We start from the raw sequence: 22774 nt of genomic DNA, 5'->3' as shown, positions 1-22774 counted from the left end.
CTCAAACTCCCGCGGCGTGCTTGATCGCAGCGCGGATGCGCTGATAGGTGCCGCATCGGCACACATTGCCCGACATGGCGCCGTCGATATCGTCATCCGTCGGCTTCGGCGTGTCCTTCAGCAGCGCCGCCGCCGACATGATCTGGCCGGACTGGCAGTAGCCGCATTGCACCACCTCCAGCTCCAGCCACGCCTTCTGCAAGGCCGCGCCCTGCGGCGCCTGGCCGATCGCCTCGATCGTGGTGATCGCACTATCGCCGACGTTGTCGACCGGAGTCTGGCAGGAGCGGACCGGCCGGCCGTCGAGATGCACGGTGCAGGCGCCGCAAAGCGCCTGGCCGCAACCGAACTTGGTCCCGGTCATGCCGAGCACGTCGCGCAACACCCACAAAAGCGGGGTGTCGCCGTCGACATCGACCTCATGAGGTGTGCCGTTGATCTTTAACGTAAAAGCCATGCATGCCTCTCGGTGGCTGGGGCTGATAGGGGACGCAGCCAGCCGACCGCGATTGCAATCGTCCGGCTGCACGGATCAATGGGCGCGTGTCGCTCACGGACGAACGCGTATGACCGTCTTCCCCGCGCGGCGCTCGGTCGCATTGAAGGTGGCGATGGCATTGTCGAGGGTCGAGACGTTGCCGATGTTCGTCCGCAGTCGTCCGTCCCGCACCCGCTTGACGATCTCACCAAGTTGGGCTCGATCGGACTCGACAACGAAGTCGATCGCCAGGCCGTCGAGGGGCCGCGCCTCGGCCGGTCCGACGATGGTCACCAGCGTTCCTCCGGCTCGAATCAGGCCTGCGGACCGCTTCTGGATGTCGCCGCCGATGACATCAAACACCAGATCGACTCCGCCTATGTCTTCCAGGGCGTCGTTCTCGAGGTCGACGAACTCCTTCGCGCCGAAGTCGAGCGCCTTTGGACGGTCGGCGGCGCGTCCGGTGCCGATGACATAGGCGCCGGCCTCTCGTGCGAGTTGCGCCACCATCGAACCGACTGCGCCGGCCGCGCCGTGCGCGAGGACGCTCTGCCCCGCCTGAAGGCGGCCGTGCTGAAACAGTCCCTGCCACGCGGTCAGGCCCGAGATTGGCAGGCTCGCGCCTACCGTGAAGTCGACGTCGCCCGGCAGTGGCGCTAGGTTGCGTGCCTCCATGGCTACATACTCGGCCAGCGTGCCGTCGCGATACCAGTCCGCGAGGCCGAACACCCGCTGTCCCACCGACAGACCCGTCGTGCCATAGCCGAGGGCCGTGACCACTCCGGCCAGCTCGTGCCCAGGGATCGACGGTGTTCGGTCACGGTCGCGGCGATCGGTCCAGGTCGAGGGCCACGCCAGTTCAGTCGGGACGAATCCCGACGCATGAACCTGAACGACGACGTCGTTTATCGCTGCCTGCGGCTCGGGCCGCTCCGTCAGCTTCATCCCGGCCGTTCCCCGAGCCTGGTCCGTCACAACGATCGCTTTCATGGGAATTGTCTCCTCAGTCATTTGTCTTCTTGGTGGAAATGTTGCATCGATGGGAGCGTGTCGCTCACGGACGAACGCGGATGATCGTCTTCCCCTTGCGTCGCTCGGTCCGGTTGAAGGCGGCGACGGCATCGTCGAGGCTCGAGACGGTGCCGATGTTCGTCCGCAGTCGTCCATCCCGCACCCGCTGGACGATCTCAGTCAGTTGGGCACGATCGGACTCGACGACGAAATCGACCGCCAGGCCGTTGGCGGGCCGTGCCTCGGTCGGGCCGGCGATGGTCACCAGCGTTCCTCCGGCTCGAACCAGGCCTGCGGACCGCTTCCCGATGTCGCCGCCGAAGACATCGAAAACCAGATCGACTGGGCCGACGTCTTCCAGGGCGTTGTTCTCGAGCTCAACGAACTCTTGCGCGCCGAAGTCGAGCACCGCCTGACGGTCGGCGGCGCGTCCGGTGCCGATGACGTAGGCGCCGGCCTCACGTGCGAGCTGGGTTACCATCGAACCGACTACGCCGGCCGCGCCGTGCGCGAGGACGCTCTGCCCCGCCCGGAGACGGCCGTGCTCGAACAGTCCCTGCCACGCAGTCAGGCCCGGCATCGGCAGGCTCGCGCCCACTGTGAAGTCAACGTCGCCCGGCAGCGGCGCGAGGTTGCGCGCCTCGACTGCCACATACTCGGCGAGGGTGCCGTCGCGAGTCCAGTCCGTGAGGCCGAACACCCGCTGTCCGACCGACAGCCCCGTCGTGCCATAGCCGAGGGCGGTGACCACTCCGGCCAGCTCGTGCCCAGGGATCGACGGTGTTCGGTCACGATCGAGGCGATCTGTCCAGGTCGGGGCCCACGTCAGCTCATCCCAAGTGAATCCCGACGCATGAACCTGAACGACGACGTCGTTTATCGCTGCCTGCGGCTCGGGCCGCTCCGCCAGCTTCATCCCGGCCGTTCCCGCAGCCTGGTCCGTTACCACGATCGCCTTCATCATCTACCTCCCGATGTGTGGCATGTCGTCATTTTCAGAATTCCTTTGCAGATTAGCGCAAATAGAACGGCGAAGATCGATGGTCCAATGACCTTCGGCTATGGAATCGATGCCACCGACTCGGCGTGCAAAATCAACGGCACGAAACAAACGTCTGCTTCTCACGCCAAAGGGCCGGCCGTCACAATGACGATCGGCCGCTCGTCACCCTTGGTTTGGAAAAAAATTCCACGGAGGGAGACTCTCTTTGATTTCGCCATTCGGTGCTCCGGAGCTGCATATGGTTTTGCATGCTCGGCCGCGGAGATAATCGTGGAATCCTGATGTGGTGCTAAATTATCCTAGCCTTGTCGGTACACACGAAAAGCCCAGACGCGTTCCCGAGAATCTTTCCTGGGTGCATCTGGGCTTTGACGTTACGCTCGCATCACGCGACGCCTCTAGACACCCTCGGAGAAGGTCGATGCGACCGGATAGAGTTCAGATCGAGCCAGCCCGTGTAACGGCGGGAAAGTCCTTCTCGGGATCGAACACGTTATTGAAAAAGTTCGTCAGGGAGTACATAGCCACCAGCGCGATGATCTCCATGACGTTCGCATCCGTGTAGCCTGCATCGCGAACGGCTTTCAGATCGGCGTCACTGACCTTGCCGCGGGTCTCGATGACCTTGCGCGAAAACTGGACGGCGGCGTCCCGCTTCGGGTCGCTGGCATGGCCCTTCCGAGCGAGAATGATTTCATCGGCCGGCAGCTTGGCCATATGCTCGGCCGTAAAGCTGTGAACCGTCAGGCAATAGTTGCAGCCATTCACTTCGGAGACAGCGAGGCCGATGCTGTCACGCGTCTTCACGTCGAGCGCCTTGCTCAAGGAGCCGAGCAGGGCGGCCCACGCGTTGAACGCGATGGGGCTCTGCGCGAAGGTCGCCATCATATTTGGGGTGAACCCGATGTTCTTGGTGATCGCATCGAGAGTCGGTTTGCAATCGGCCGGCACTTGTTCCGGCTTTAGAGCTGCACTTCTTGGCATCGTAGTCTTCCGTAAGTTACGGGCTTTACTAATACTTATACGAGATCCAGCACATCGGCGACCGGACGGCGCGGCTTCTGCGCCCAGTTTCCCGGACGCTCCGGCCCTACGGACAACAGCATGACCGGCACTTCGTCATCGGCTAGTCCGAACTCGCGGTGCACCGCTTCGGCGTCGAAACCGATCATCGGCGTCGAACCCAGGCCCAGCGAGCGGGCCGCATAGATCATCGCCGCCGCGCCGAACGTGCCGGTGCGTACTGCTTCGTCGCGCTGGCGCTGCGGGTACTGCATGTACAGATCGCGTGCGGGGATTTCCCATTCCGGCACCATATTTGCCGGCATGATGCCCGCTTCCACCAGCGGTGCCAGACGCTCTGGTACTACGCTGGAATCGGCCAACACACCGCAGACGATGAAGGTAACGGCTGCTTCGGTGATCGCGGGCTGATCCCAAGCGAGCGGACGCAACCGAGCCTTGGCTTCAGGCGTGCGTACGGCGATGAAGCGCCAGTTCTGCAAGTGGAATGACGTCGGCGCGGTGGTGCCGATTCGCACCAGCTCGCGGATTTGGTCGTCACTCAAGGTGGCGGAGGGGTCGAAGTACTTGGTGGCGCTGCGGCTCAGGATGCATTCGATGACATCGTTGGTCATGGTCATTCCGTCGGTCATGGTGATTCCTATGGGTGAAGGGATAGGTTGAGGTACGAGAGTGCTTTCGCTCCCTTGCTGAAAATGCCGCGGCGATAAGGCCCGTTCGACATCTAATGCCAGGGGCCATGGGCAGTTTCCGAAAGCGAAGGCAGAACAGTGTGACCTCGCTTCCAGAACTGCTCGGTGTAGGGCGGCGGCTTGACCGTGACACATCAGCGTCCACCACGTTCACGGTCGGACGGGCTGGAGCCGCTTCGTTCATCTACGCGAGCGCCGCCACGGTGGCCGCGACCAGCGAGACCGCAACAGCTGAGCCGACGGTCTTCGGTGATTTCATGGGGGCTCCTTTGTTGCCCGCGCGCGGCACGGTGGCTCGGCGCAATGGCCTCATTCAATATCGAGGCGGCCGCGTGTTCGACCGACCCAGTGGACCTCAAGATCGGACGCTGCCGGCGAAATTAGAAATTCCCTTTGGTCATGCATTCGATAAGCGCGGGGTATCGTTGCCTAAAAGCGCTGTTCGCGTGCGCCCCGTCGGTCCAGGCAGGGAAACGCATCGCGTAACCGCCGCTGCTCTCGAAGCGCACGGGCAGCAGGCTCGTAACGCATGGCGGTGAGGGATTCAGACAGAGCATCACGCAATTCCGACGCCTGCACACATTGGTCGGCGGCATCGGTGCTTAGCGTGCGAATGGATGGCGTCTTGCTGACGCCTCGCTCAACAAGCCGTTACTTCAACGTAGCAAGATAGGCTACGAGGTCCGTCCGGTCCGTCGGGTTCCTCAGCCCTGCGTAGGGCATCCTGTTTCCAGGAACCACCTGCTGTGGCGATTCCAGATACGCATCGAGGATCTTCGTATCCCAGACAATGTCGGACTTCTTCATCGCGTTACTATAGCTGAAGCCGGGAACTGTACCCGCCTTCCTGCCGATGATTCCCCCCAGGCCCGGCCCGGCGCGACTGGCATGATCTGTCGCATGGCAAGCTGCGCAAGCTTTGAAGATGGACTTTCCATGCTCGGCGTCCTGTGCGTAGCCGGGATTGGCGGTTGCTCCCGCAAGTACGAGCGCCGCGATAAACGCGCCAATCTTTCCCGCGCTTTTCATAGGAACGTCCTTTTTAGATCGGGATCAGAGGTGGCGCGGCCGCGCAACGTAATCGTTGAGGTCGTCGCCGAGTCGAAGCGCGAGCGCACCTAGCGGGCCTGTCGGGTTGTAGCCTGCATTGAAGGGGTAGACGGATGCGCCGACGACAAACAGGTTTTGCGCATCCCAGTGCTGCAGGTGAGGGGAGACGACGCTCGTCGCAGGGTCGCTTCCCATCATCGTGCCACCAGTGACATGGGTGGTCTGATAGACGCGACTGTCGTACGGCCCCTTGCGGGGGGCTGTCGGCGGCGCGATGTCGGCACCCGTCGCTTTGGCGATCTCGTCGATCTTCTTCGACAGATAGACGGACATCCTGCGCTCGTTCTCACGAATGTCGAATGTCATGCGCAAGAGCGGTTGCCCATAGGCGTCGACATAGGTCGGGTCGAGGTCGACATAATTCTCCCGATGCGGATACCAGCTTCCGTGGGCAGATATGGTGAAATTGTGAGCATACCAATCGGCGTTGGCCTTCTTCCAGGTCGAGCCCCATTTCGGGGTTCCGGGCGGCACGGCACGGCTCGTAATCGGCCGTCCATTGGTCACGTTGGCGTAGATGTAGCCCCCTCCAAAGAAGCCAAGACCGCTGTGGTCGAAATTGTCGCCGTTAAATTCGTCGATCACCGTCTATGAGGCGCCGGACGCTAGGAACGGGTTGATCCAGCGATCCTTGAAAAAGACACGCGTGCCGGACATTGTCTGGTGGCAGAAATTCTTGCCGACCACCCCTTGACCAGTCTTCGGATTGTAAGGCGTTCCAATCCCCGCCATCAGCAGAAACTTGGTATTCGACATCGTGAAAGAAGAAAGCACGACGACGTCCGCTGGCTGTTCGTACTCCTCGCCTGTTACGCGATCGATGTAGCGAACGCCGGTCACACGCTTGGCCTTGCGATCATAAAGAATATCGAGAACATGCGTTTCCAGACGCAATTCGAAGCTCTTGCGCTTTCTCAGCATCGGATAGAGCAGAACTTCGGGGCTCGCCTTGGCATTGGCTTCGCAGATGAAGCGCTCGCAATGGCCACAGAACTGGCACTGACCAAGCTGCATGCCATCGGGGTTGGTGTAGGCATCCGGCGAATTCGCCGCCGGCAAGGGAAAAGGTTTGTAGCCTAGCTTTTTGGTTGCCTCGCTAAAGATCACGCCCGCTTCGGTGATAGGCAGAGGTTTTTGCGGAAAATCGTTCTGCCGCGGTGCCTCGAATGGATTTCCGCCCTCCTGTAGCTTGCCGCGCAGATTTCCTGCCTTACCGGCAATGCCGAACAGCTTTTCGAACTGATCGTGATAGGACTCCATCTCGGCATAGGTAACGCCCCAATCCTGGATCGCCATTTCAGTTGGAATAGCCTTGTTTCCATACCGGTTCTCAAGGTGGGTACGCAAAACAGGGTCAGACTCGCTCCAGCGCCAGGTCTGCCCGTTCCAGTGATTGGCCGCACCGCCCATTCCCTCGCCGGGTTTGAAGGCCTGGAGACGCCGTATCGGCAGAGCCGTTTCGCCGTCGTTATGGCGAAGCGTGTAGGTCTGGACGGACCAATCCTGAAAGAGATCACCATGCACGTCCCAGCGCAGTTCGTCGCGCTGCGATGGCAGGCTTGTTGCGGCGGTATGGGTGCGGTCGATTCCACGTTCAAGGACGACGACATCGACGCCCTTGGCTGTCAGCTGGCGAGCAGCCAGCGCCGCCGTAAATCCGCCTCCAACGAAAACGACGGTGCGATGTTTCAAGCGTGAATCCATGATTTCCTCCCTTAGGCGAAGTCGGCGATGGATTTCGGATCGGCGGCACCCGGGAAGGGCTTGCCACGGAAATCGACCATGTCCTGGGAATGAATGGCGGGGAGACCTGGATAGCCGATCGCCTTCCAAAACACCTTGCCGACATTGCCGCCGTAAACGGGATCGGCGAAACAAGCTTGCTCAAATAGCGGATAGACGAGTTCGTTGAACCACGAGGCGAGCTGGACGCGCTCGTCCGTCACCTTGCCGTCGGCGATTTCATGGAGAAATCGGTCGGCGCCACTCTCATCTAATTCACTAAAGGCCTTGCCATTGCGTTTCCGGCAGGCCGCATCCGCGGCAGCGAGGCCCGCCTTGAAAAACTGCTCGGGTGTGAGCGGCAATTGATAGCCCAGTTCAGGCTTACCCTCTCGCCAGGGGCCGCGCATATAGAGGCGCGCGCCCTTACCGAAACCGCCTGCCAGTTGTCGGTCGATGTAGGCTGCAAGCCCGCAATCGACGCCGCCGGGTGTCAGCGCATCCGCAGGACACATCACGTTGACCATCACCTCGACGAAGCCGGCTTCGTCCGGGCCGAATGACAGATAGCCGGGCACTGGCGACGGCAACTTGGCAGCGATAGTACTCGCGGAAGCATCCACGGATTGGGAGGAGGCCGGTTCGGATGCGTCCGCGAGCGCCGCGGTTGTCGCGGCGGTTCCTATCAGGACACCCGGAGCCAGCGAAGCGGCGCCCGTGGCGGCGGCAACGCCGAGAAAGCCTCGACGGTTCGGATGGAAGGTTTCGTCGCTTTGGTCATTGGTCATCGGAGTTACAGTCCAATTTTTTATCGCGGCATGATCGCGTGATGATCCATGTGCGAGACGTCCCCTCTGTGCGGCAGAAGCATGGGTCGCCTCATGCGGAGCTTTTCAGTCGCTGTGGAGGCGACCGCATGTGCTCGGCCGGCCCAGCAGACCCAAAGATCGGACGCAGCCGACGAAATTAGAAATTACTTTTGGTCATGCATTCGATAGGCGGAGGTATCGTCGTCCAAAAGCGCTGTGCGCGCTTGCGTCCCGTCCGTCTTCAATTAGCCATCGAGGAGCGCGCCGTACTCGAGGTGTCGAGCGGCGTAGGAAGACATGAAGGGGCACTTCGCGATCAGCCTTTTTCCATCGCGTCGACGCTTCGAAAACGCCATGTGCCAGCCGCGATCCGTACCCTTGGCCGGACAGCTCTTGCGGCACCTCCGTGTGGAGCAGGGCGACGCGGCTTTAGTAGGCGACTGCGAGCGCGCCGTCGCCGAATGGCATTTCAAGCCGGCTCATTGCTGGATTGTCCCGGATACGGCCGCGGCAAGCGGGGCGAGCCGCGTGTGTCTGGACGAACGGCGACGGATGGTGGATTCGCCGTGCGATCCGCGGACTTACTTTTCCGCCGCGGCGGCGTGCGGCCCGCAGCACTTTATTTGCGCGCCGTCGCGCCAGGCCGCTGCGATCGGGCACGATTGCGCGTGAATTGCATGCCGCGCCAAATATCATCCCCGTGCTTCACGGCACGAACGGAAGACTTGAGCCAACAGGCGCTGCTGGAACACTCTCGTCGCGCTCTAGAGGCAGAGTGAACTGAAAGGAGGCGCCCCGAGGTTCATTCTCGCCGGCCCACATCCGCCCGCCGTGCGCCTCGATGATGGAACGGCAGACGGTCAAGCCTGTGCCGACGCCTCGGACCTTGGTAGTATAGAAGGCCTCGAATAGGCGGTCCACACTCTTCAGATCCAATCCCGGACCCGAATCTCGTACCGCCACCAGCGCGCCGTTTGATTCCTCTTTCTCCGTGTAAATCAGCAACTCGCGTGCTTCTTCGCGCATGCTGCTCATTGCCTCCACAGCGTTGATAATCAAATTGAGGATTACTTGCTGTAGTTGCACCCGATCTGCTTGGACAATCGGCGAGGGCTCTGCGAAGTGCGTCAGGACTGATACGCCGTTTTTCGTCACCTCGTCACGCGTCAGCTCGAGCACGTCGCGGATCGCTCCATTGATCTCCACGCGCTCCTTCTTCGATGGCGCCTCCTTGAAGAGCCCCCGGAGCCGGTAGATCACGTCACTGGCTCGATAAGCGTCCCTCACGATGCAATCGAGCGCTTGTCGTACCTCGTCCAGGGCCGGGGGTCGATGATCCAGAAAGTGTCGAGCGGCTTGAGCATTAGTGACTATCGCCGCAATGGACTGCGTTACTTCAGGGGCGACCGAGGCCGCGAGCCGTCCTATCGTTGTGATGCAGTCGACGTGCGCCAGATCGACCTCCACCTCGCGCAAGGCCTTGGAGGTAAGCGTCAGGGAGTGCGTTCGGAGTGGTACCGCATCAAAAATTTTTCCATTATTGTCTGGTGGGACGCCCAAATGTCCAGTGTCGATCATGGCGTTCTCCTTTGGATGTTCGGAGCGGAGCACAAGACCGCGAAGGTCTGTCCGACGGCTGAGCATCCAACAAATGATCTAGCCACTATTGGAGGGATTTGATCCGGACCGGGAGGCCCTTGCTTTTTTACTTGGAATTTGGACTTACGGCGCGCCGGCGCGCCGCGCTGACGGTCAAGACCTACAGAGCGTCGCGGGTGTTAGCTAGAGAAGACCTGCAGCTGCGGCACTATCCCGGTCGGCTTGCTTTTGTCGAACAATCGCGAGCTGTTGGCTGCACACACCAAAGTCACTGGTGTCAGCGCGTATTCCGAATGTTTCACAGAATGCGAGGTTTTCAGCTGCAATCTCGCGATCGAGTTGGATTTTCGCGTTGGCCCGTGTTGCGGGAGCGGAGACGAAAATGGCGTACGCACCGAACGACAGCAGCACCACAATGAACAATGAAAACAGGAGCCGCGAACCTACACTACTGTCGATAGCATTAGCATTGACATCGGTCATCGTAGAGTTCCTTTCAACTGGCTTTCAGGATGAAATATTCGCTGTACGATTTCCCACGCCAGGAACCTAGCCCCATGCGCCAGCGCCCGGGGCGCAGGAACAACTCCGATGGATAATCGGCGCGTTTCTTACGCGGGCTTGATCATATCCCGTGCATAGGCAAGGCCGATACCGTATCCGCCGCCGTGAGCCTCTACGATCGCTCGCGCCCCGTCATAGGTCTCATGCCGGGTCCAGTCGCGCTGGAGTTCCAGAAGGACCTGGATCCACGACGTCGGCTTCGCCCCCGCCGCTTCCATCCGTCGCATCGCCAGATCGTGACTGACCGGAGTGAGCCCGCCGCAAGCGTCGCCGACGACGTGTACCTCATACCCTGCCGCGCGAGCGGAGAGCACCGGAAAGGTCACGCACGCTTCCGTCAACAGCCCCGAAAAGATCAGCTTCCGCCGTCCGGTCGCCACGATCGCGCCGCGCGCAGCATCGTCCTCCCACATGTTCATGTTGCGGCGGTCGATCGCGACCACTTCGGGAATCGCGGCGTGAATCGCGGGCATCAGGGGACCGCTGTAGACCTTGGTGGCGGACGTGGACGCCACGATCGGCATGCCGAAAACGGATGCAGTGCGCGCTAGAGCGATCACGTTGTTCAGAAGCATTTGGCGATCGATCGATCCCACGCCGAAAGCAAGTCCGGCTTGCTGATCGACCAGCACCAAGGCGCAATTCTCCGGCTCGATCAGGATGTCGGGCATTGCCCTCGCGGTTCCTGGTCCTTGTGTCATGATTTCGTTAACTCCAGACATCGGGGGTTTAGGAATACGCCACCGACCGTCCAATTGGATTGGACGAAAGCTGCGGGGATTGAAGAAAGTGCATTCGTTGCCTCGGCCCTCTTCGGCGGATCCAGGCAGACTTCGCTTCTGCTCTCGACAGCATAGCCTTGAAGGTGATTTCGATGAGCTGTTCAGGAAAGGCCAGTCTCGTCACGCCGATCAGGTTGCTGGCGCACTGAGGTCGTGCCGTGCCGTAGGCTTCCTTGCGCACCTTGCCCGCGGCGGCGAATGCGGGTCGACATTGAGGACATAGAGCGTCTCCTCGACGACGTTGTCCAGCGTTGCCCCGAAGCGCGCCAAAAGCTTGATTGGCGTAGGTAGCGCGCATCTGCTGTTCCATCATCGAGAACTCGGCCGGCTTGCCGGATTCATCGAGAGAAGCAGGCGCGATCAGGTTTCCCGTCTCGTCCTGGCTGAGCTGGCCGGAGACATGGATCGTGTCACCAACCTTGATCGCCTGTGCGTATCCGTAGGCATCTTCCCACGGCACGCCGAAATAGGCGGCCTCTTTACCATTCACTGCGGCTGCGTTTACGTCGTTGCTTTGCATATCGAGCCTTCTGGCTTCTCAATCTGGCATCGCGTCTCGGTGGCGGCACTGAAAGTTTCGGTACGACGATGCTTTGGACAATGACCTTGCAACGCCGGCGCGGGAAATCACCTCTCGCCATAGAGTCGATAGACGATCGTTATTGCCGCCGCGCCGCGTGATGCCGTCGCGAGGAATGCAACCAGCCGCGTCTGCAGAGACTTCTAAACCCGTTGCCGCCCTTGGACCAATCGAGGTTGCGCGTGCCAACGCGCCGCCGTCCTGCATTGCCGAAGATTTTGCTGAGGAGATAGGTCTGTCGTATGGTCAGTACGTCAGTCATCGGGTGTCCAAGGTGTCACGGAACAATACGAAGATTTGCTCGCTCCTAAACCCGACGTCGTCCGCAATGCGTAGAGCTTGTTGCACGTTTCTCAAACTCGTGGAGCATCATAGTAAAGAGTCGACGGTCCATCGATTCGAGCCGGCGAGACCCAGAAATAGGGCGCAGCACATCGCAGCGAATACAGAGTAGTCGAATGGCGACTTGATCCCAAACGAGATCGCCATGGCTGAACCGAATAGGAAGAGTAGGCCCGCGCTGCCGAAAGCCGCCCACCGCAGCGCGAGTCCGAGTATCAGCGTAATGCCAAATAGGAGCTCCAGCACCGTCGCGGCCGTGCCGAGAAAGGGTATCATCGATGCTGGTGCGAACGCATTTACCTCGGCCGCGTAGCCCAAAAATCGCTCGAATGTTCCCCAGGAGACTCCGCGCTCGCTTGGATTGCCGTAGAACCCGAGCCGGTCGCTGACCGACAAAAGGAACGAGAACCCCAGTGCCGCGCGGCTTCCCAGCGAAAGAAGATCGAGGGCAAGAGATGCTCGTTGCTCCACGGATTGCAGCTTGAGAATGGGTTGGCCACGCGAAGTGCGCAGGACGCCGCGAAGCGTTTCGGTTGTTGCCATCATGGCGCAATCCTACGGGTGGGTGGGGGCAGGAGCTTTGGGAGCGAGACGGCGACAGCCAGGCCGACGGTCCTCGATAATTTCATGGGGATCTCCTTTGCTGCTCACGCGGCATGGCGCAAGGGCTTCAATCCCTGTCGAGGCGGCCCCGCGTGTTCGGCCTGCCTAGCGGACCTCAGCATCGGACGCGGCCGGCAAAATTAGAAATTCCCTTTGGACATGCATTCGATAGGCGTGAGGTATCGTCATCCAAAAGCGCTGTGCGCGCCGGCGTCCTGTCCGCCTGCGATCAGCCCTCGAGGAGTGCGTCGTACTGGAGGTGTCGGGCCGCGTAGGAAGACATGAAAGGGCACTTCCCGATTACTCTTTTACCGTCACGTCGCAGAGCTTAAAAAACGCCATCCGCCAGCTGCGATCCATATCCCAGGTCGGACGGCTCTTGCGGCATCTCCGTATGGAGCAGGACAACCCGTCTGCTTTCGACCTTGTAGAAGGCGACTGCGAGCGTTCGGGCCATCGGGCCAAGCGCGCGCTGATGCACGATCTGACCGCGAGGCTGTCCCAAAGCGGCGACAACCTCTTTCGCTCTGACGTCGTCGACGGACTGCCCAGCCTTAAATAATTCGATCCCATGCCGCTGGCTATACGACGGACGGGAACTCCGACCTGTTTGAGGAGATCACACGCGTCTCGAGGAGTATGATCCGGCGCGCGCGGAGCCAGCGATCCCGCCGACGCAGCAACCCGACCACGACAGTTCGCCGGCCCGGCGCCTATCCTAATTGAGTACGGCGCGGGGGCTAGACTGGAGACCGAGCTCATGCTGGACGCCCCGCAGGGTTACGTGTACGTTCCCGTCGACGTCGCGCACGAGTACCTGCTTCAGACGGCGCACCGGATGGAACGCCGCTTTCGTTCTCTGTGGTGCGGCCTGTCGCGCGACTTCCTGAGCGCATTCGAGATGCCCACGGGGCCAGATGCCGTTCGACCTTTAGTAGCCGTAGATGTCCGGCACCGGGCGGACCCCGGGATCCTCGTCGGCGGCGAAGTCCTTTCCGATAACTTCTTGTGCCAGTCGTAGATGTGGCCCATGAAAGGCGAGATCAGAACGGCGCCAGCCTCAGCGCTGGCGATGCCTGCGCCCGGTTCAGCAGAACGTCATGTTACACTTCACACCCTCGCTCTGGAGAATCTGTGCAGCGCGTATTCCCTCCCACGTCGATGCGAGTTTGATGAGCACGCGCTCGGGTCCCACGCCTCGCTGCTTGTAGGCTTCGATAACCTGGCGCCCCTTCGCGAATATTGGCGAAAGGTTGGCGTCCACCTCGGTGGACTGGCACGAGTCGCCGCAAGGCTGGACGCCGACGGAGACTGCGAACCGGTCGGCAGTCGCGACAGCGACGCGTGCAGCGTCGCCGCTCCATTTTCCTCCCCACGCCAATGCTTCTTCGACAACATCCCTGTCCTCGAGATTGTCGATAGCATTCAGGACGATCGTGCGATTGGTTCGTGCAGTCTACCGGTTTTTAGACGTGACACCGCGCCAAGATCGCCAGTGTCGCCTACTATGGTCGTCATCGCGCGAAGTTGGTTCAGCTTCGGCGCCAAGGCCTTTTCTTTTCGATGTCGGCGCAAGCCGCTTGCGGGCGGCAGGCGTGCGAAACCGCTTTCTTGTCGCCGGGTCGCGCTCTTCTATGCCTTGCGCGTAACCAGCGTGGTCGGGCCTTCCTTCGTCAGATGGGCTCTCCCGACTGCTCTTCCTCGAACGTCACGGCCACCGCCGCGTTAGCAGAGAGGCGAATCCTCTGCCCCTCGACGTCGGCGACCAGCCCGAGGTCGATGAAATGCGCGTGGCCCTTGTGCTGGCCCTCGCCGCTATCGCGCTTCGCGAGCCTGATGCGCCCGTTGGCGATACCGTCGACGGTGCCGACGTGGACGCCGTCCGCGCCAATCACTTCCATGTTTTGGGCGATCTTGTCCGTGGTCATTTGCTCTCTCCTTTGGTTTCACCGGTGGAACTAGGCGTTCTCCGCCAAGCGGAGCCCCGCGAATTGCCAACGCGTGCGCGCCGAGAAGAAACTGCGGTAGCTCGCGCGGAGGTGTCCCGGTAGCGTCACGCAAGAGCGGCCTCGCAAAGCGAACTGCCCGGACATGAACTTGCCACTGTGCTCGCCGACCGCGCCGAAGCGCAGGTGAGGCGAGAACGGGCTGCGCGTCCACCCACGATGCACAAGCAGTGGGGCTGCGCGCCGCAGGCCACAGACAACGCGATCGTCGTCAGGCGGCGGTTCTCCGCGGCAACTTCCACTGGGGGCGGACGAAGTGGCAGGTGTAGCCGTTCGGGTAGCGTTCCAGGTAATCCTGGTGCTCGGGCTCGGCCTCCCAGAAATCGCCAGCGGGCGAGAGCTCGGTCACGACCTTGCCCGGCCAGAGCCCTGAGGCCTCGACGTCGGCGATGGTGTCCTCGGCGACGAGGCGTTGTTCCTCGCTCGTGTAGAAAATTGCCGACCTGTAGCTTGTGCCTCGGTCGTTTCCCTGCCGGTTGGGCGTCGTCGGGTCGTGGATCTGAAAGAAGAACTGCAGCAGGTCGCGGAAGCTCGTCTGACTCGGATCGAACGTGATCTCGATCGCTTCCGCGTGCGTGCCGTGGTTGCGGTACGTGGCGTTCGTGACGTCGCCGCCCGAATAGCCGACCCGCGTCGAGACGACGCCGGGCAAGCGCCGCACCAGCTGCTGCATTCCCCAGAAGCAACCCCCTGCCAGGATCGCGCGTTCTGTAGTCGCTGCCATCGTCAGGCCTCCTGTTTTGTGAAGAGCTTTGCGTACTCACCGTACCCTTCGCTCTCCAACTGATCGCGGTGGATGAACCTCAAGGAGGCCGAGTTCATGCAGTACCTCAACCCGCCCGTGTCGCGTGGCCCATCCGGGAAGACGTGGCCAAGGTGGCTGTCGCCGTGCTTGGAGCGAACTTCGGTCCGCGTCATGCCGTGTGAGCTGTCAACGTTCTCGACGACGTTTGCGGCCTCGAGGGGCCGCGTGAAACTCGGCCATCCCGTCCCGCTGTCGAACTTGTCGAAGGATGCGAAGAGCGGTTCGCCGGAAACCACGTCGACGTAGAGGCCAGGCTCCTTGTTATCCCAGTATTCGTTGGCGAAGGGGCGCTCGGTTCCGTCAGTCTGCGTGACGCGGTATTGCTCGGGAGTCAATTTCGAGACCGCTTCGGGGTTTTTCCTGTAAGTCGGCATTCGCGGTACTCCTTTTCAGCATTGAAGATACCACGGGGTGGTCGACCATCCAATCACCTCCGGCTATCGAAACGATGCCATGCGGATCGACACCGGAGGTGTTTCAATCTGCCGGGGCGATTCATTGACCCAGGCGACGGGTCTGACACCGCTGGAACAGGACTTTGAATCGGCGCTCGCCGCGATGCCGAGTGGCTACGGCGAAAGCGTGTACGAGGGGCTGCGGTACACGGAAGTCTCGCGACGGAAAAAGGGGACCAACCTGTTCGCGTGAGCGCTCGCGAGCGGCGAATCGTCAGCTTCAACCTTCGACTGAGGTCGGGCGATGACTATTTGCGTCTCTGCGAAATGCCGACCGAGAAGGTCGTGGCGTTTGTTCTCGGGTATGCCCCGACCCACCGCGGGTTTAAGCAAGGCTGTTATGTTGACCCTATTTGGGAAAACACCATGAGTGGGGATGTCACCCGGTAGTACTTGCCGCAAACGAGAGCGTCGAGGCCGCCGAAATATGACAACTTTTGTTCGCGAATTTCGCGGCCTAGTAGCTCATGAAAGTTGCAGCCGTTACACACGACCAGCTATCAAGCCGCCGTCGACTTTGTGGACCGCACCGGTCGTCCAACTGGACTTCCCGGACAGGAGGAACACGTCACTCATATTTCGATCATTCCTCTTCGCTTGACCGCATCCGACGATCGATCGTCGCGATGCTAGAACCGGTACAATGTGCGAGACTTGGTGCTGAATATGCTGTCTTACTTTCTGGCAATACTTCCATCTCGCAACACTATCAGCGAAGCATTTAGGGCACGTACTCATAAATTTCGGCCATGTCCGCTTCGCTCCGATAACGACCATTTTTGTGCAACCGCAGCAAATGGCGCGATGGGCCAAGAGGCGACGTAACGCGTCCGGGTCAGCTCGGTTCGAGGGACTTGGTTCGTGCCACCACCAGACCTGAGTGTGCAAGAACAGGTTGGTCGTTACCCACGCAACCCAATTCCGGCTTTCCAAAAGCTTTCTGTAGGCATCCTGCCCATCCGCGGCGATGTCTTTCCCTCTTTTACCTCGTCCGGCATCCGGTCGGCGACGTGGCCCACGACAAATCCACCGTAGGAGCGGCGTCATGGTCTAGGCCGGCGCGTTGGCAGGCGCAACCTCGATTGGTCCAAGGGCGGCAACGGGAGTCTCTGCAGGTGCGGCTGGTGGCATTCTTCCCTACGGCATCACGCGGCGCGGCGGCAATAACGATCGTCTATCGACTCTATGGCAGGAGGTGATTTCTCTCGCCGGCGTTGCAAGGTCATCCTAGTCGGGTGGTGGATGGTCACTTTTAACACGAACAGGAGCTCCGCAGCTAATGCATTCGGGCAAGGCGGTACATCATCTTGTGTGAAGGAGGAATCCATGCGTCTCAAGGATAAAACTGCAATCATCACCGGTGCAGCGAGCGGTATCGGAAAGGAGATTGCGATCATGTATGCGCGTGAGGCGCAAATGTAGCGATCGCCGATCTCGATGAGCAGGCCGCTGAAGCAACCGCCCGCGAAATCGACCCGAGCCAAAAGCGCTCGATCGGCGTCACCATGGACGTTTCGAACGAGGACCAGGTTGAAGCCGGGGTTGCGAAGACCGTTCAACGATTCGGCAAACTGGATATTCTTGTCAGCAATGCAGGAATTCAGATCGTGGCGCCAGTGGTCGACTTTGAATTCGCCAAATGGAAGAAGATGCTTGCCATCCATCTCGATGGGGCATTTCTGACAACACGCGCCGCCCTGCGGCACATGTACGGGCAGAAGAGCGGCAGCATCATATACATCGGATCGGTTCATTCGAAGGAGGCTTCGAAGCTAAAGGCGCCATATGTTGCCGCCAAGCACGGACTGCTCGGGCTGGCGCGGGTCGTTGCCAAGGAAGCAGCCGAGCACGGCGTCAGCGTTAACGTGATCTGCCCCGGTTTTGTTCGCACTCCGCTGGTCGAGAAGCAGATTCCCGAGCAGGCGAAGGAACTCGGCATTTCGGAGCAGGAGGTAATCAAGAACGTGATGCTGAAGGAAACTGTCGATGGCGAATTCACTACGGTGGATGATGTGGCCGAGACCGCGCTCTTTCTGGCCTCCTTTGGGTCGAACGCACTGACCGGGCAGTCCATTGTGGTTAGCCACGGGTGGTTCATGCAATAGAACCAATTACGGACTTAGCGATGCGTCGCTTGTTTGCAGGCCGCCTGGTTATTGCGACAAGGAGTAGTCGTAATTCTGCCTATTCGCACTAGGGCGTGTAGAGTTGAAGAACATGGGAGGTCCGCCATTGAGTCCATACCTCGTTGGTTTGCTCGGTATCCTAGTCGCCCTCGCCCTGCTCATTTTTCTCGCCTTTAGGGGCTTCACCCTGCTTTTGGCAGCACCTGCAGCGGCGATAGTAGCTGCTGTGTTCTCGCGTGAGCCGATACTCGCGGACTGGACGATTACTTTTATGCGGGCCACAGCGAATTTCATCGGAAACTTTTTCCCGCTGTTTCTGCTCGGCGGTGTGTTTGGTAAACTCATGGCCGACAGCGGCGCTGCGCTTTCGATCGCGCAAGGCATTGTCGGGTGGCTAGGAAAGAAGCGTGCCGTCATAGCTGTCGTTATTGCCTGCGCGGTCCTCACCTACGGAGGCGTCAGCCTGTTCGTTGTGGCTTTCGCGGTAATGCCGGTGGCTGCCGCCTTGTTCGAACAAGCGAACATTCCGCACCGGCTTATTCCGGCGGCCATCGCTTTGGGCGCCTTTACCTTCACAATGACGGCGCTGCCCGGCACGCCGGCTATCCAGAACGCTATCCCGATGGCCTTCTTCCATACGACCCTTTTTGCCGCGCCGGTGCTGGGTGTCATTGCGTCAGCAATTATGCTCGGTTTTGGGCTTTGGTGGTTACGCTTGATCGCGACGCGCGCAAGTGAGGCGGGTGAGGGCTACTCTCCGGAAACGCAAAAAGCCGTTGACGATCGGTTGGTGCGCGCCCGCGGCGCAAATTGTGAGAATTTCGACATCGCCGAGTTGGAACGTGGTCATCCCTGCAAGGATCTTCCGTCGTTTGCGACATCTGTGGCGCCAATTGCGATTGTGCTCGTGGTTAACCTCCTCACGAGTCTGTTCGTACTGCCGAGGATGGACACGGGGTATCTGGCCGAACCGCGGTTCGGTGCCAAGCTCTCTGCAGTAAGCGGAGTTTGGTCAGTTGTAGTAGCGCTTGCGCTTGCCTCCCTGGTTCTGGTGTTGATTCACCGTAAGCGTCTGACGGAGTTGCAAAAGTCTCTTGATGCCGGCGCCAGCGCTTCGGTATTGCCTGTGCTCAATACGTCAAGTTTGGTCGGTTTCGGTGCTGTGGTTGCGGCGCTGCCTGCTTTTGCTGTGGTCCGAGACTGCTTTCTGTCGGTTCCAGGCGGGCCGCTCGTTTCGATCGCCATTGCCGCCAATGTAATGGGCGGCATCACCGGTTCGGCCTCCGGCGGATTGACCATCGCGCTCAATGCGCTGGGCGAAACATATGCACAGCTTGCCTCAGCCGCGGGCGTTCATCCCGAGTTGATGCACCGCGTAGCCGCCATAAGCTCCGGCGTGCTCGCCATGCTGCCGCATAACGGCGCGGTGGTCACCTTGCTGGCAATCAGCGGAGCCACGCAGCGTAGCAGCTACCGTGAGATCATGATGGTGGGACTCGTGGGGCCGTTGCTCGGACTGACCGCAATTATCGCGCTAGGGAAACTCTTTGGGTCGTTTTAATGATCCCGCCGTCTCTCGGGTTATCGCGCCGCCGCCCAGGGGAGCGGCATCATGTTAAGCTGCCCCGCAGTATCCGAGCATAGAAATACGGCAGACGCGCCAAGCTGTTCGGGGGGTAGGTAAAGGAGTTCAGGATTTCGGAACATGAGTCGACAATGTGATGCTGAACGACACCGTTGATCACCAGTTCACCACCGTTGTCCGCTTTTCGATCGATTGTGTTGCAAAACTCCCGTTGAGACGACTCGCGAACCGTGATTCCGTTAGTGGAGAGGGCATCAGCGGGAGCGGCGCATGATGGGGCGGCGGGAAGATGGACAAGGTCAATTTTTCTATTCGTTTGATCTCGACAAGGTGGTTCCGCCCGATCATCTGGTGCGGCAGATCGAGGGTCTGCTCGATTTGAGCAAAGGAGTTGGCGCCATATTACTCGCACACGGGGCGGCCCTCGATTGACCCGGTGCGGATGATCCGGATGCTGATCGTTGGCTACGTGTTTGCGCTTCGCTCGGAGCGCCGGCTATGCGCTGAAGTCCAGGTCAACCTAGCCTACAGGTGGTTCTGCAAGCTCGGCATTGAGGACAGGATCCCCGACCATTCTGTTTTTTCCCGTGCGCGGCATGAACGCTTCCGGGAGAGCGACACTCTGCGTCGGGTCTTCGAGGGTCTAGTGGCAATGTGCATTGCGACCGGGCTGGTTGGGGGCGAAGCGTTCTCGATCGATGCGAGCCTGATCAAAGCGGATGTGGATAAGAATAAGCGGATGCCCGGCGACCAGCCGATTGGATGGCCGAAGGTAGAGGAGGCATCTCATGCAGTTCGCGAGTACCTCGCTGCCCTTGATACTGCCCGCGGCGATGAGGACGGTGGTGGAGATTCTGGCGGTTCAGGCAGCGATCGACACAAGCCTCCAAAGGAAGTCTCGCTTACCGATCCGCAAGCGACATGGGTTGAGAGACCAGGCCTGGATCCATTCTTTGCCTATGATGCGAACCTTGCTTGCCAGCAACAGAGTAGGTGAGGTGGGTACCCAGCTCTTTCTAAGTTATCGCTTTGATAGACGACGCGCCCGATGGCGAACTTAGTTTGCATCTGTCGCCTTCTTCAACTTTCGATCCGAGAAGTGTTCTTAGGTTTGTCGCATAGTTCGCAAGATAGTCATGGCGTTCAAGTTCGTCCCGCTCCACCTCCTCATCGTGTCGCTCGGTATGAGGAGCGCGGGTACGGTGACGATAAGAGGCATCGGTGGCGGATCCTCTACGGAAGAGGCGCCCGGTGCTTCGTTTGCCCCGCGGCGCATGGCGATATTTGGGGCCGCCGACTATTCCTAACGATTATTCGTCAACGGCTACCATTCCAAAGTTGAATTGTCGTTTTCGAGAATGCACGGTCACCATGCAAGAAACAAAGGCGGACAGGTGCCGCGAGGGAGACCGTTGGGGGAAGAACTAGCATGGACGACGAAGTTTCGAAGGGGCACCCGGTCAGTACGCCGATCGAACCGTCCGCGGAGACCTTGAGCGGCTTTCGCAGGCTGGACATCCGAACCGATCGGCTGCTTTCATCATGGCTGCGAGAGAAGGGCGTTCCTGATGGCGCCCTGAAGGCGAACGAATCTGCCCCCGATTTCCTTCTCCCCGAGGCAAATGGAAAGCTCGTTTCATCTTTGGAATTGCGACAAACCGCACCGTTGATTGTCACCTTCGTTTACGGGACTTGGTCCCCATTGTGCGCAGCTGGACTACGGGCTCTTCACGGGGCCACCCGTAATATCCGCGCTGCCGGCGCCAGAGCAATTGCCATAACGCCCGAGACTGGAGATTTGCCTCGCAATTTCAAACGCGATCACCAGCTGGATCTGGAAATCCTCTCCGACCTAGATCTTGGGGTGAGCCTTTCGTTCGGCCTAGTGTCCGTAGTGCCGGCGGAGATAAAGAGACCTCTCTTGCAGCGTGGCCTTGATCTCTCAGCTCCCCATGGCTTCTCCATTTGGATGTTGCCAATGCCGGCCACCTATGTCCTCGACCAACGAGGGATTATCCGTCGAGCGTGTGTCGGGCCGGACTCCATCACAGGAGCGACGACCGAAACCGTGCTTGCTGCCCTGTCCGAATTGGATGGGCCAAAGCCTAGCCCTTAGAGTTTGACCGGAAATAAGACGAGTCAATTCAAGAGGCTACGCGTGGGCGGCTGCAGCTGCGTCGTGGCCGGGCTTGGCCCGGCCATCCACGACTTCGCGTCACTTCAGCAACGACGGCTGGATGCCCGCGACAAGCTCGGGCATGAGGAGGCGGGAGGGGGGCCCGTGATTTGGATCAGGGAGCCTGCACCTTCTGCGTCAGCCTTGCGAACATTGTCCTTGTTCGAGGCAAGGGCAGATGCGCTTCGGAGTTTGTCCAGCGCGCTCGTCCAGTCGCGAACACGAGCAACCTTGATAAAGGCGTCAAGCGCCGGCGAATACTGCCTCCCTGCCACGGCCAAAAGCTGCACCTCGCGCCGGACGGGGTCGCCCTCAATTGGAATAGCGGCGAGCGACGGCAGCCTGGGAGCGTGCTCTGGCGCCAGGATGGCCCCAAAACCAGCGGATGCCATTTGCTGAAGATGCCTTTCCTGAGCGCTCCTGTGCACAACTTTAGGGCCCGGATGGTCGGCAAAACAAGCCTGCTTGAATCGGCCTGCGACGTCGCATCCGATCCTTTCGAGAAATACCGCCTCATGCAAGTCTTGGAGCGGTATAACGGTTTGCCTCGCCATCGGATGTTCCCGAGACAAGACGAGCACGTACCGCTCCTCGAACAACCGCCAGCGGTCGATACGCTCAGGTAGCTCGACGGCGTCACCGACGAGTGCGGCATTGATCTCGCCATCCAAAAGCATCGCAACGAGCCCGTTGGCATCCGCCTCGCGCAGATCGACTCGAAGGTCAGGGATGATCCTGGCGAGTTCCAAGAGCAATTCCGTAATGAGTGCGGCGGAGACTGACGGCACCAGCCCGATTTTCAGCGGGGCGATTGTCTTCTTTTGATAGCCTCGCGCCTGAACCCGTACCGCCTCCGCGGCGGCAAATATCTTCTCCAGCGTGGGCAAAATCATCTTGCCCAACTCGGTGAGCTGGGTGAGGTGACGTTCACGGTGAATCAACGCGCCACCGAGTTCTTGCTCCAGCTTTTGTACCGCCTTTGTCAGCGCCGGCTGCGTCACATTGCATTGCTCCGCAGCCCGCGTAAAATTGAGTGTCCTTGCTAGGGCTAGGAAATATCGCACCTGATAAAGCTGCAGCTGCATACTCATACTCGAAAGGATTTGCGGTGGTTCGGACCGTTCCGGTTCGTTGCCATGTAGGCAGGGGCGATGGTCAAGCGGTTTGTCGTGGCGCTTCCGCGGAAACAGATATTGTGCGCCGGCTCGGAATTGTCGACCCGCGTCTTGCGAAGGTGTTCTCACCGACGCTGTTTCCGATTAACGTCGCGGTTGCGTAGAACATCATAGGCGAGACCGGTTAA

Annotated in this window: 23 protein-coding genes and 3 pseudogenes; 7 read left to right on the top strand and 19 right to left on the bottom strand. The window is 60.0% G+C overall.

Annotated features, from left to right (window positions below; translation table 11 throughout):
* Position 1: 1 nt before the first annotated feature.
* The 14 genes and pseudogenes from ACVWVY_RS39635 to ACVWVY_RS39570 form a co-directional block, all read right to left on the bottom strand.
* Positions 2–457: a (2Fe-2S)-binding protein gene (locus tag ACVWVY_RS39635; RefSeq protein WP_456631471.1), complete on the bottom strand. Its 456-nt coding sequence runs from the start codon at positions 455–457 to the stop codon at positions 2–4.
* Positions 458–550: 93 nt separating this feature from the next.
* On the bottom strand, positions 551–1468 hold the full coding sequence (locus ACVWVY_RS39630; RefSeq protein ID WP_456631470.1) for an NADP-dependent oxidoreductase: 918 nt from the start codon (positions 1466–1468) through the stop codon (positions 551–553).
* A 64-nt stretch (positions 1469–1532) separates the two neighbouring features.
* Positions 1533–2450, bottom strand: a complete 918-nt coding sequence (locus tag ACVWVY_RS39625; protein ID WP_456631469.1) for an NADP-dependent oxidoreductase — start codon at positions 2448–2450, stop codon at positions 1533–1535.
* A gap of 480 nt (positions 2451–2930) precedes the next feature.
* The gene (locus ACVWVY_RS39620) at positions 2931–3476 is read right to left on the bottom strand and encodes a carboxymuconolactone decarboxylase family protein (RefSeq protein ID WP_456631468.1); all 546 of its coding nucleotides are present in this window, start codon (positions 3474–3476) and stop codon (positions 2931–2933) included.
* Positions 3477–3511: 35 nt separating this feature from the next.
* Positions 3512–4147: a nitroreductase family protein gene (locus ACVWVY_RS39615; RefSeq protein ID WP_456631467.1), complete on the bottom strand. Its 636-nt coding sequence runs from the start codon at positions 4145–4147 to the stop codon at positions 3512–3514.
* 711 nt (positions 4148–4858) lie between these two features.
* Positions 4859–5236: a c-type cytochrome gene (locus tag ACVWVY_RS39610; protein ID WP_456631466.1), complete on the bottom strand. Its 378-nt coding sequence runs from the start codon at positions 5234–5236 to the stop codon at positions 4859–4861.
* 24 nt (positions 5237–5260) lie between these two features.
* Positions 5261–5902 carry a GMC oxidoreductase gene (locus ACVWVY_RS39605; RefSeq protein WP_456631465.1) on the bottom strand — a complete coding sequence of 214 codons (642 nt, stop codon included), beginning with the start codon at positions 5900–5902 and terminating at the stop codon, positions 5261–5263.
* Positions 5903–5905: 3 nt separating this feature from the next.
* Positions 5906–7021: a GMC family oxidoreductase N-terminal domain-containing protein gene (locus ACVWVY_RS39600; protein WP_456631464.1), complete on the bottom strand. Its 1116-nt coding sequence runs from the start codon at positions 7019–7021 to the stop codon at positions 5906–5908.
* A gap of 11 nt (positions 7022–7032) precedes the next feature.
* A complete protein-coding gene (locus ACVWVY_RS39595) occupies positions 7033–7617 on the bottom strand; it encodes a gluconate 2-dehydrogenase subunit 3 family protein (RefSeq protein WP_456631463.1) in 585 nt (194 codons plus the stop codon).
* A 936-nt stretch (positions 7618–8553) separates the two neighbouring features.
* A complete protein-coding gene (locus ACVWVY_RS39590; protein ID WP_456631462.1) occupies positions 8554–9426 on the bottom strand; it encodes a sensor histidine kinase in 873 nt (290 codons plus the stop codon).
* Between the two features lie 204 nt (positions 9427–9630).
* Entirely contained in the window at positions 9631–9930 is a 300-nt protein-coding gene (locus ACVWVY_RS39585) for a hypothetical protein (RefSeq protein ID WP_456631461.1), read from the bottom strand.
* 128 nt (positions 9931–10058) lie between these two features.
* A complete protein-coding gene (locus tag ACVWVY_RS39580; protein WP_456632439.1) occupies positions 10059–10682 on the bottom strand; it encodes a hydrolase in 624 nt (207 codons plus the stop codon).
* Positions 10683–10854: 172 nt separating this feature from the next.
* A pseudogene (locus ACVWVY_RS39575) lies at positions 10855–11313 on the bottom strand (Rid family hydrolase); the annotation flags it as partial.
* Positions 11314–11742: 429 nt separating this feature from the next.
* The gene (locus ACVWVY_RS39570; RefSeq protein WP_456631460.1) at positions 11743–12261 is read right to left on the bottom strand and encodes a hypothetical protein; all 519 of its coding nucleotides are present in this window, start codon (positions 12259–12261) and stop codon (positions 11743–11745) included.
* A 451-nt stretch (positions 12262–12712) separates the two neighbouring features.
* Here ACVWVY_RS39570 and ACVWVY_RS39565 point away from each other — a divergent pair, with 451 nt between their 5' ends.
* Positions 12713–12880: a hypothetical protein gene (locus tag ACVWVY_RS39565; RefSeq protein ID WP_456631459.1), complete on the top strand. Its 168-nt coding sequence runs from the start codon at positions 12713–12715 to the stop codon at positions 12878–12880.
* Positions 12881–13033: 153 nt separating this feature from the next.
* The gene (locus ACVWVY_RS39560) at positions 13034–13339 is read left to right on the top strand and encodes an L-histidine N(alpha)-methyltransferase (protein ID WP_456632438.1); all 306 of its coding nucleotides are present in this window, start codon (positions 13034–13036) and stop codon (positions 13337–13339) included.
* Positions 13340–13405: 66 nt separating this feature from the next.
* Here ACVWVY_RS39560 and ACVWVY_RS39555 read toward each other — a convergent pair whose 3' ends face one another.
* From ACVWVY_RS39555 to msrB, 4 genes are all read right to left on the bottom strand, one after another.
* Positions 13406–13753, bottom strand: coding sequence for a transaldolase family protein (locus ACVWVY_RS39555; protein WP_456632437.1), 348 nt, complete (start codon positions 13751–13753; stop codon positions 13406–13408).
* 238 nt (positions 13754–13991) lie between these two features.
* Positions 13992–14246, bottom strand: coding sequence for a DUF2171 domain-containing protein (locus ACVWVY_RS39550; RefSeq protein WP_456631458.1), 255 nt, complete (start codon positions 14244–14246; stop codon positions 13992–13994).
* Between the two features lie 289 nt (positions 14247–14535).
* On the bottom strand, positions 14536–15048 hold the full coding sequence (msrA, locus tag ACVWVY_RS39545) for a peptide-methionine (S)-S-oxide reductase MsrA (RefSeq protein WP_456631457.1): 513 nt from the start codon (positions 15046–15048) through the stop codon (positions 14536–14538).
* Between the two features lie 2 nt (positions 15049–15050).
* Positions 15051–15503, bottom strand: a complete 453-nt coding sequence (gene msrB, locus ACVWVY_RS39540) for a peptide-methionine (R)-S-oxide reductase MsrB (protein ID WP_456631456.1) — start codon at positions 15501–15503, stop codon at positions 15051–15053.
* Between the two features lie 37 nt (positions 15504–15540).
* On the opposite strand from msrB, the gene ACVWVY_RS39535 reads away from it, so the two are divergent.
* From ACVWVY_RS39535 to ACVWVY_RS39515, 5 genes and pseudogenes are all read left to right on the top strand, one after another.
* Positions 15541–15777 (top strand): hypothetical protein, encoded by a 237-nt coding sequence (locus ACVWVY_RS39535; RefSeq protein ID WP_456631455.1) that lies wholly within the window; start codon positions 15541–15543, stop codon positions 15775–15777.
* A 1133-nt stretch (positions 15778–16910) separates the two neighbouring features.
* A pseudogene (locus ACVWVY_RS39530) lies at positions 16911–17689 on the top strand (3-hydroxybutyrate dehydrogenase).
* Between the two features lie 127 nt (positions 17690–17816).
* Positions 17817–19271 carry a GntP family permease gene (locus ACVWVY_RS39525; protein ID WP_456631454.1) on the top strand — a complete coding sequence of 485 codons (1455 nt, stop codon included), beginning with the start codon at positions 17817–17819 and terminating at the stop codon, positions 19269–19271.
* A 294-nt stretch (positions 19272–19565) separates the two neighbouring features.
* Positions 19566–20265 (top strand): annotated as a pseudogene (locus ACVWVY_RS39520) (transposase); the annotation flags it as partial.
* 459 nt (positions 20266–20724) lie between these two features.
* Positions 20725–21411, top strand: a complete 687-nt coding sequence (locus ACVWVY_RS39515; RefSeq protein WP_456631453.1) for a redoxin domain-containing protein — start codon at positions 20725–20727, stop codon at positions 21409–21411.
* 104 nt (positions 21412–21515) lie between these two features.
* Here the strand turns inward: ACVWVY_RS39515 and ACVWVY_RS39510 are convergent, their stop codons facing one another.
* Positions 21516–22556, bottom strand: coding sequence for a LysR family transcriptional regulator (locus ACVWVY_RS39510; protein ID WP_456631452.1), 1041 nt, complete (start codon positions 22554–22556; stop codon positions 21516–21518).
* Positions 22557–22774 lie beyond the last annotated feature (218 nt).

The sequence above is a fragment of the Bradyrhizobium sp. URHC0002 genome (genome assembly GCF_054059515.1).
The sequence above is the reverse complement of the archived record's forward strand: the minus strand, read 5'-3'. Positions and strand labels throughout refer to the sequence as shown.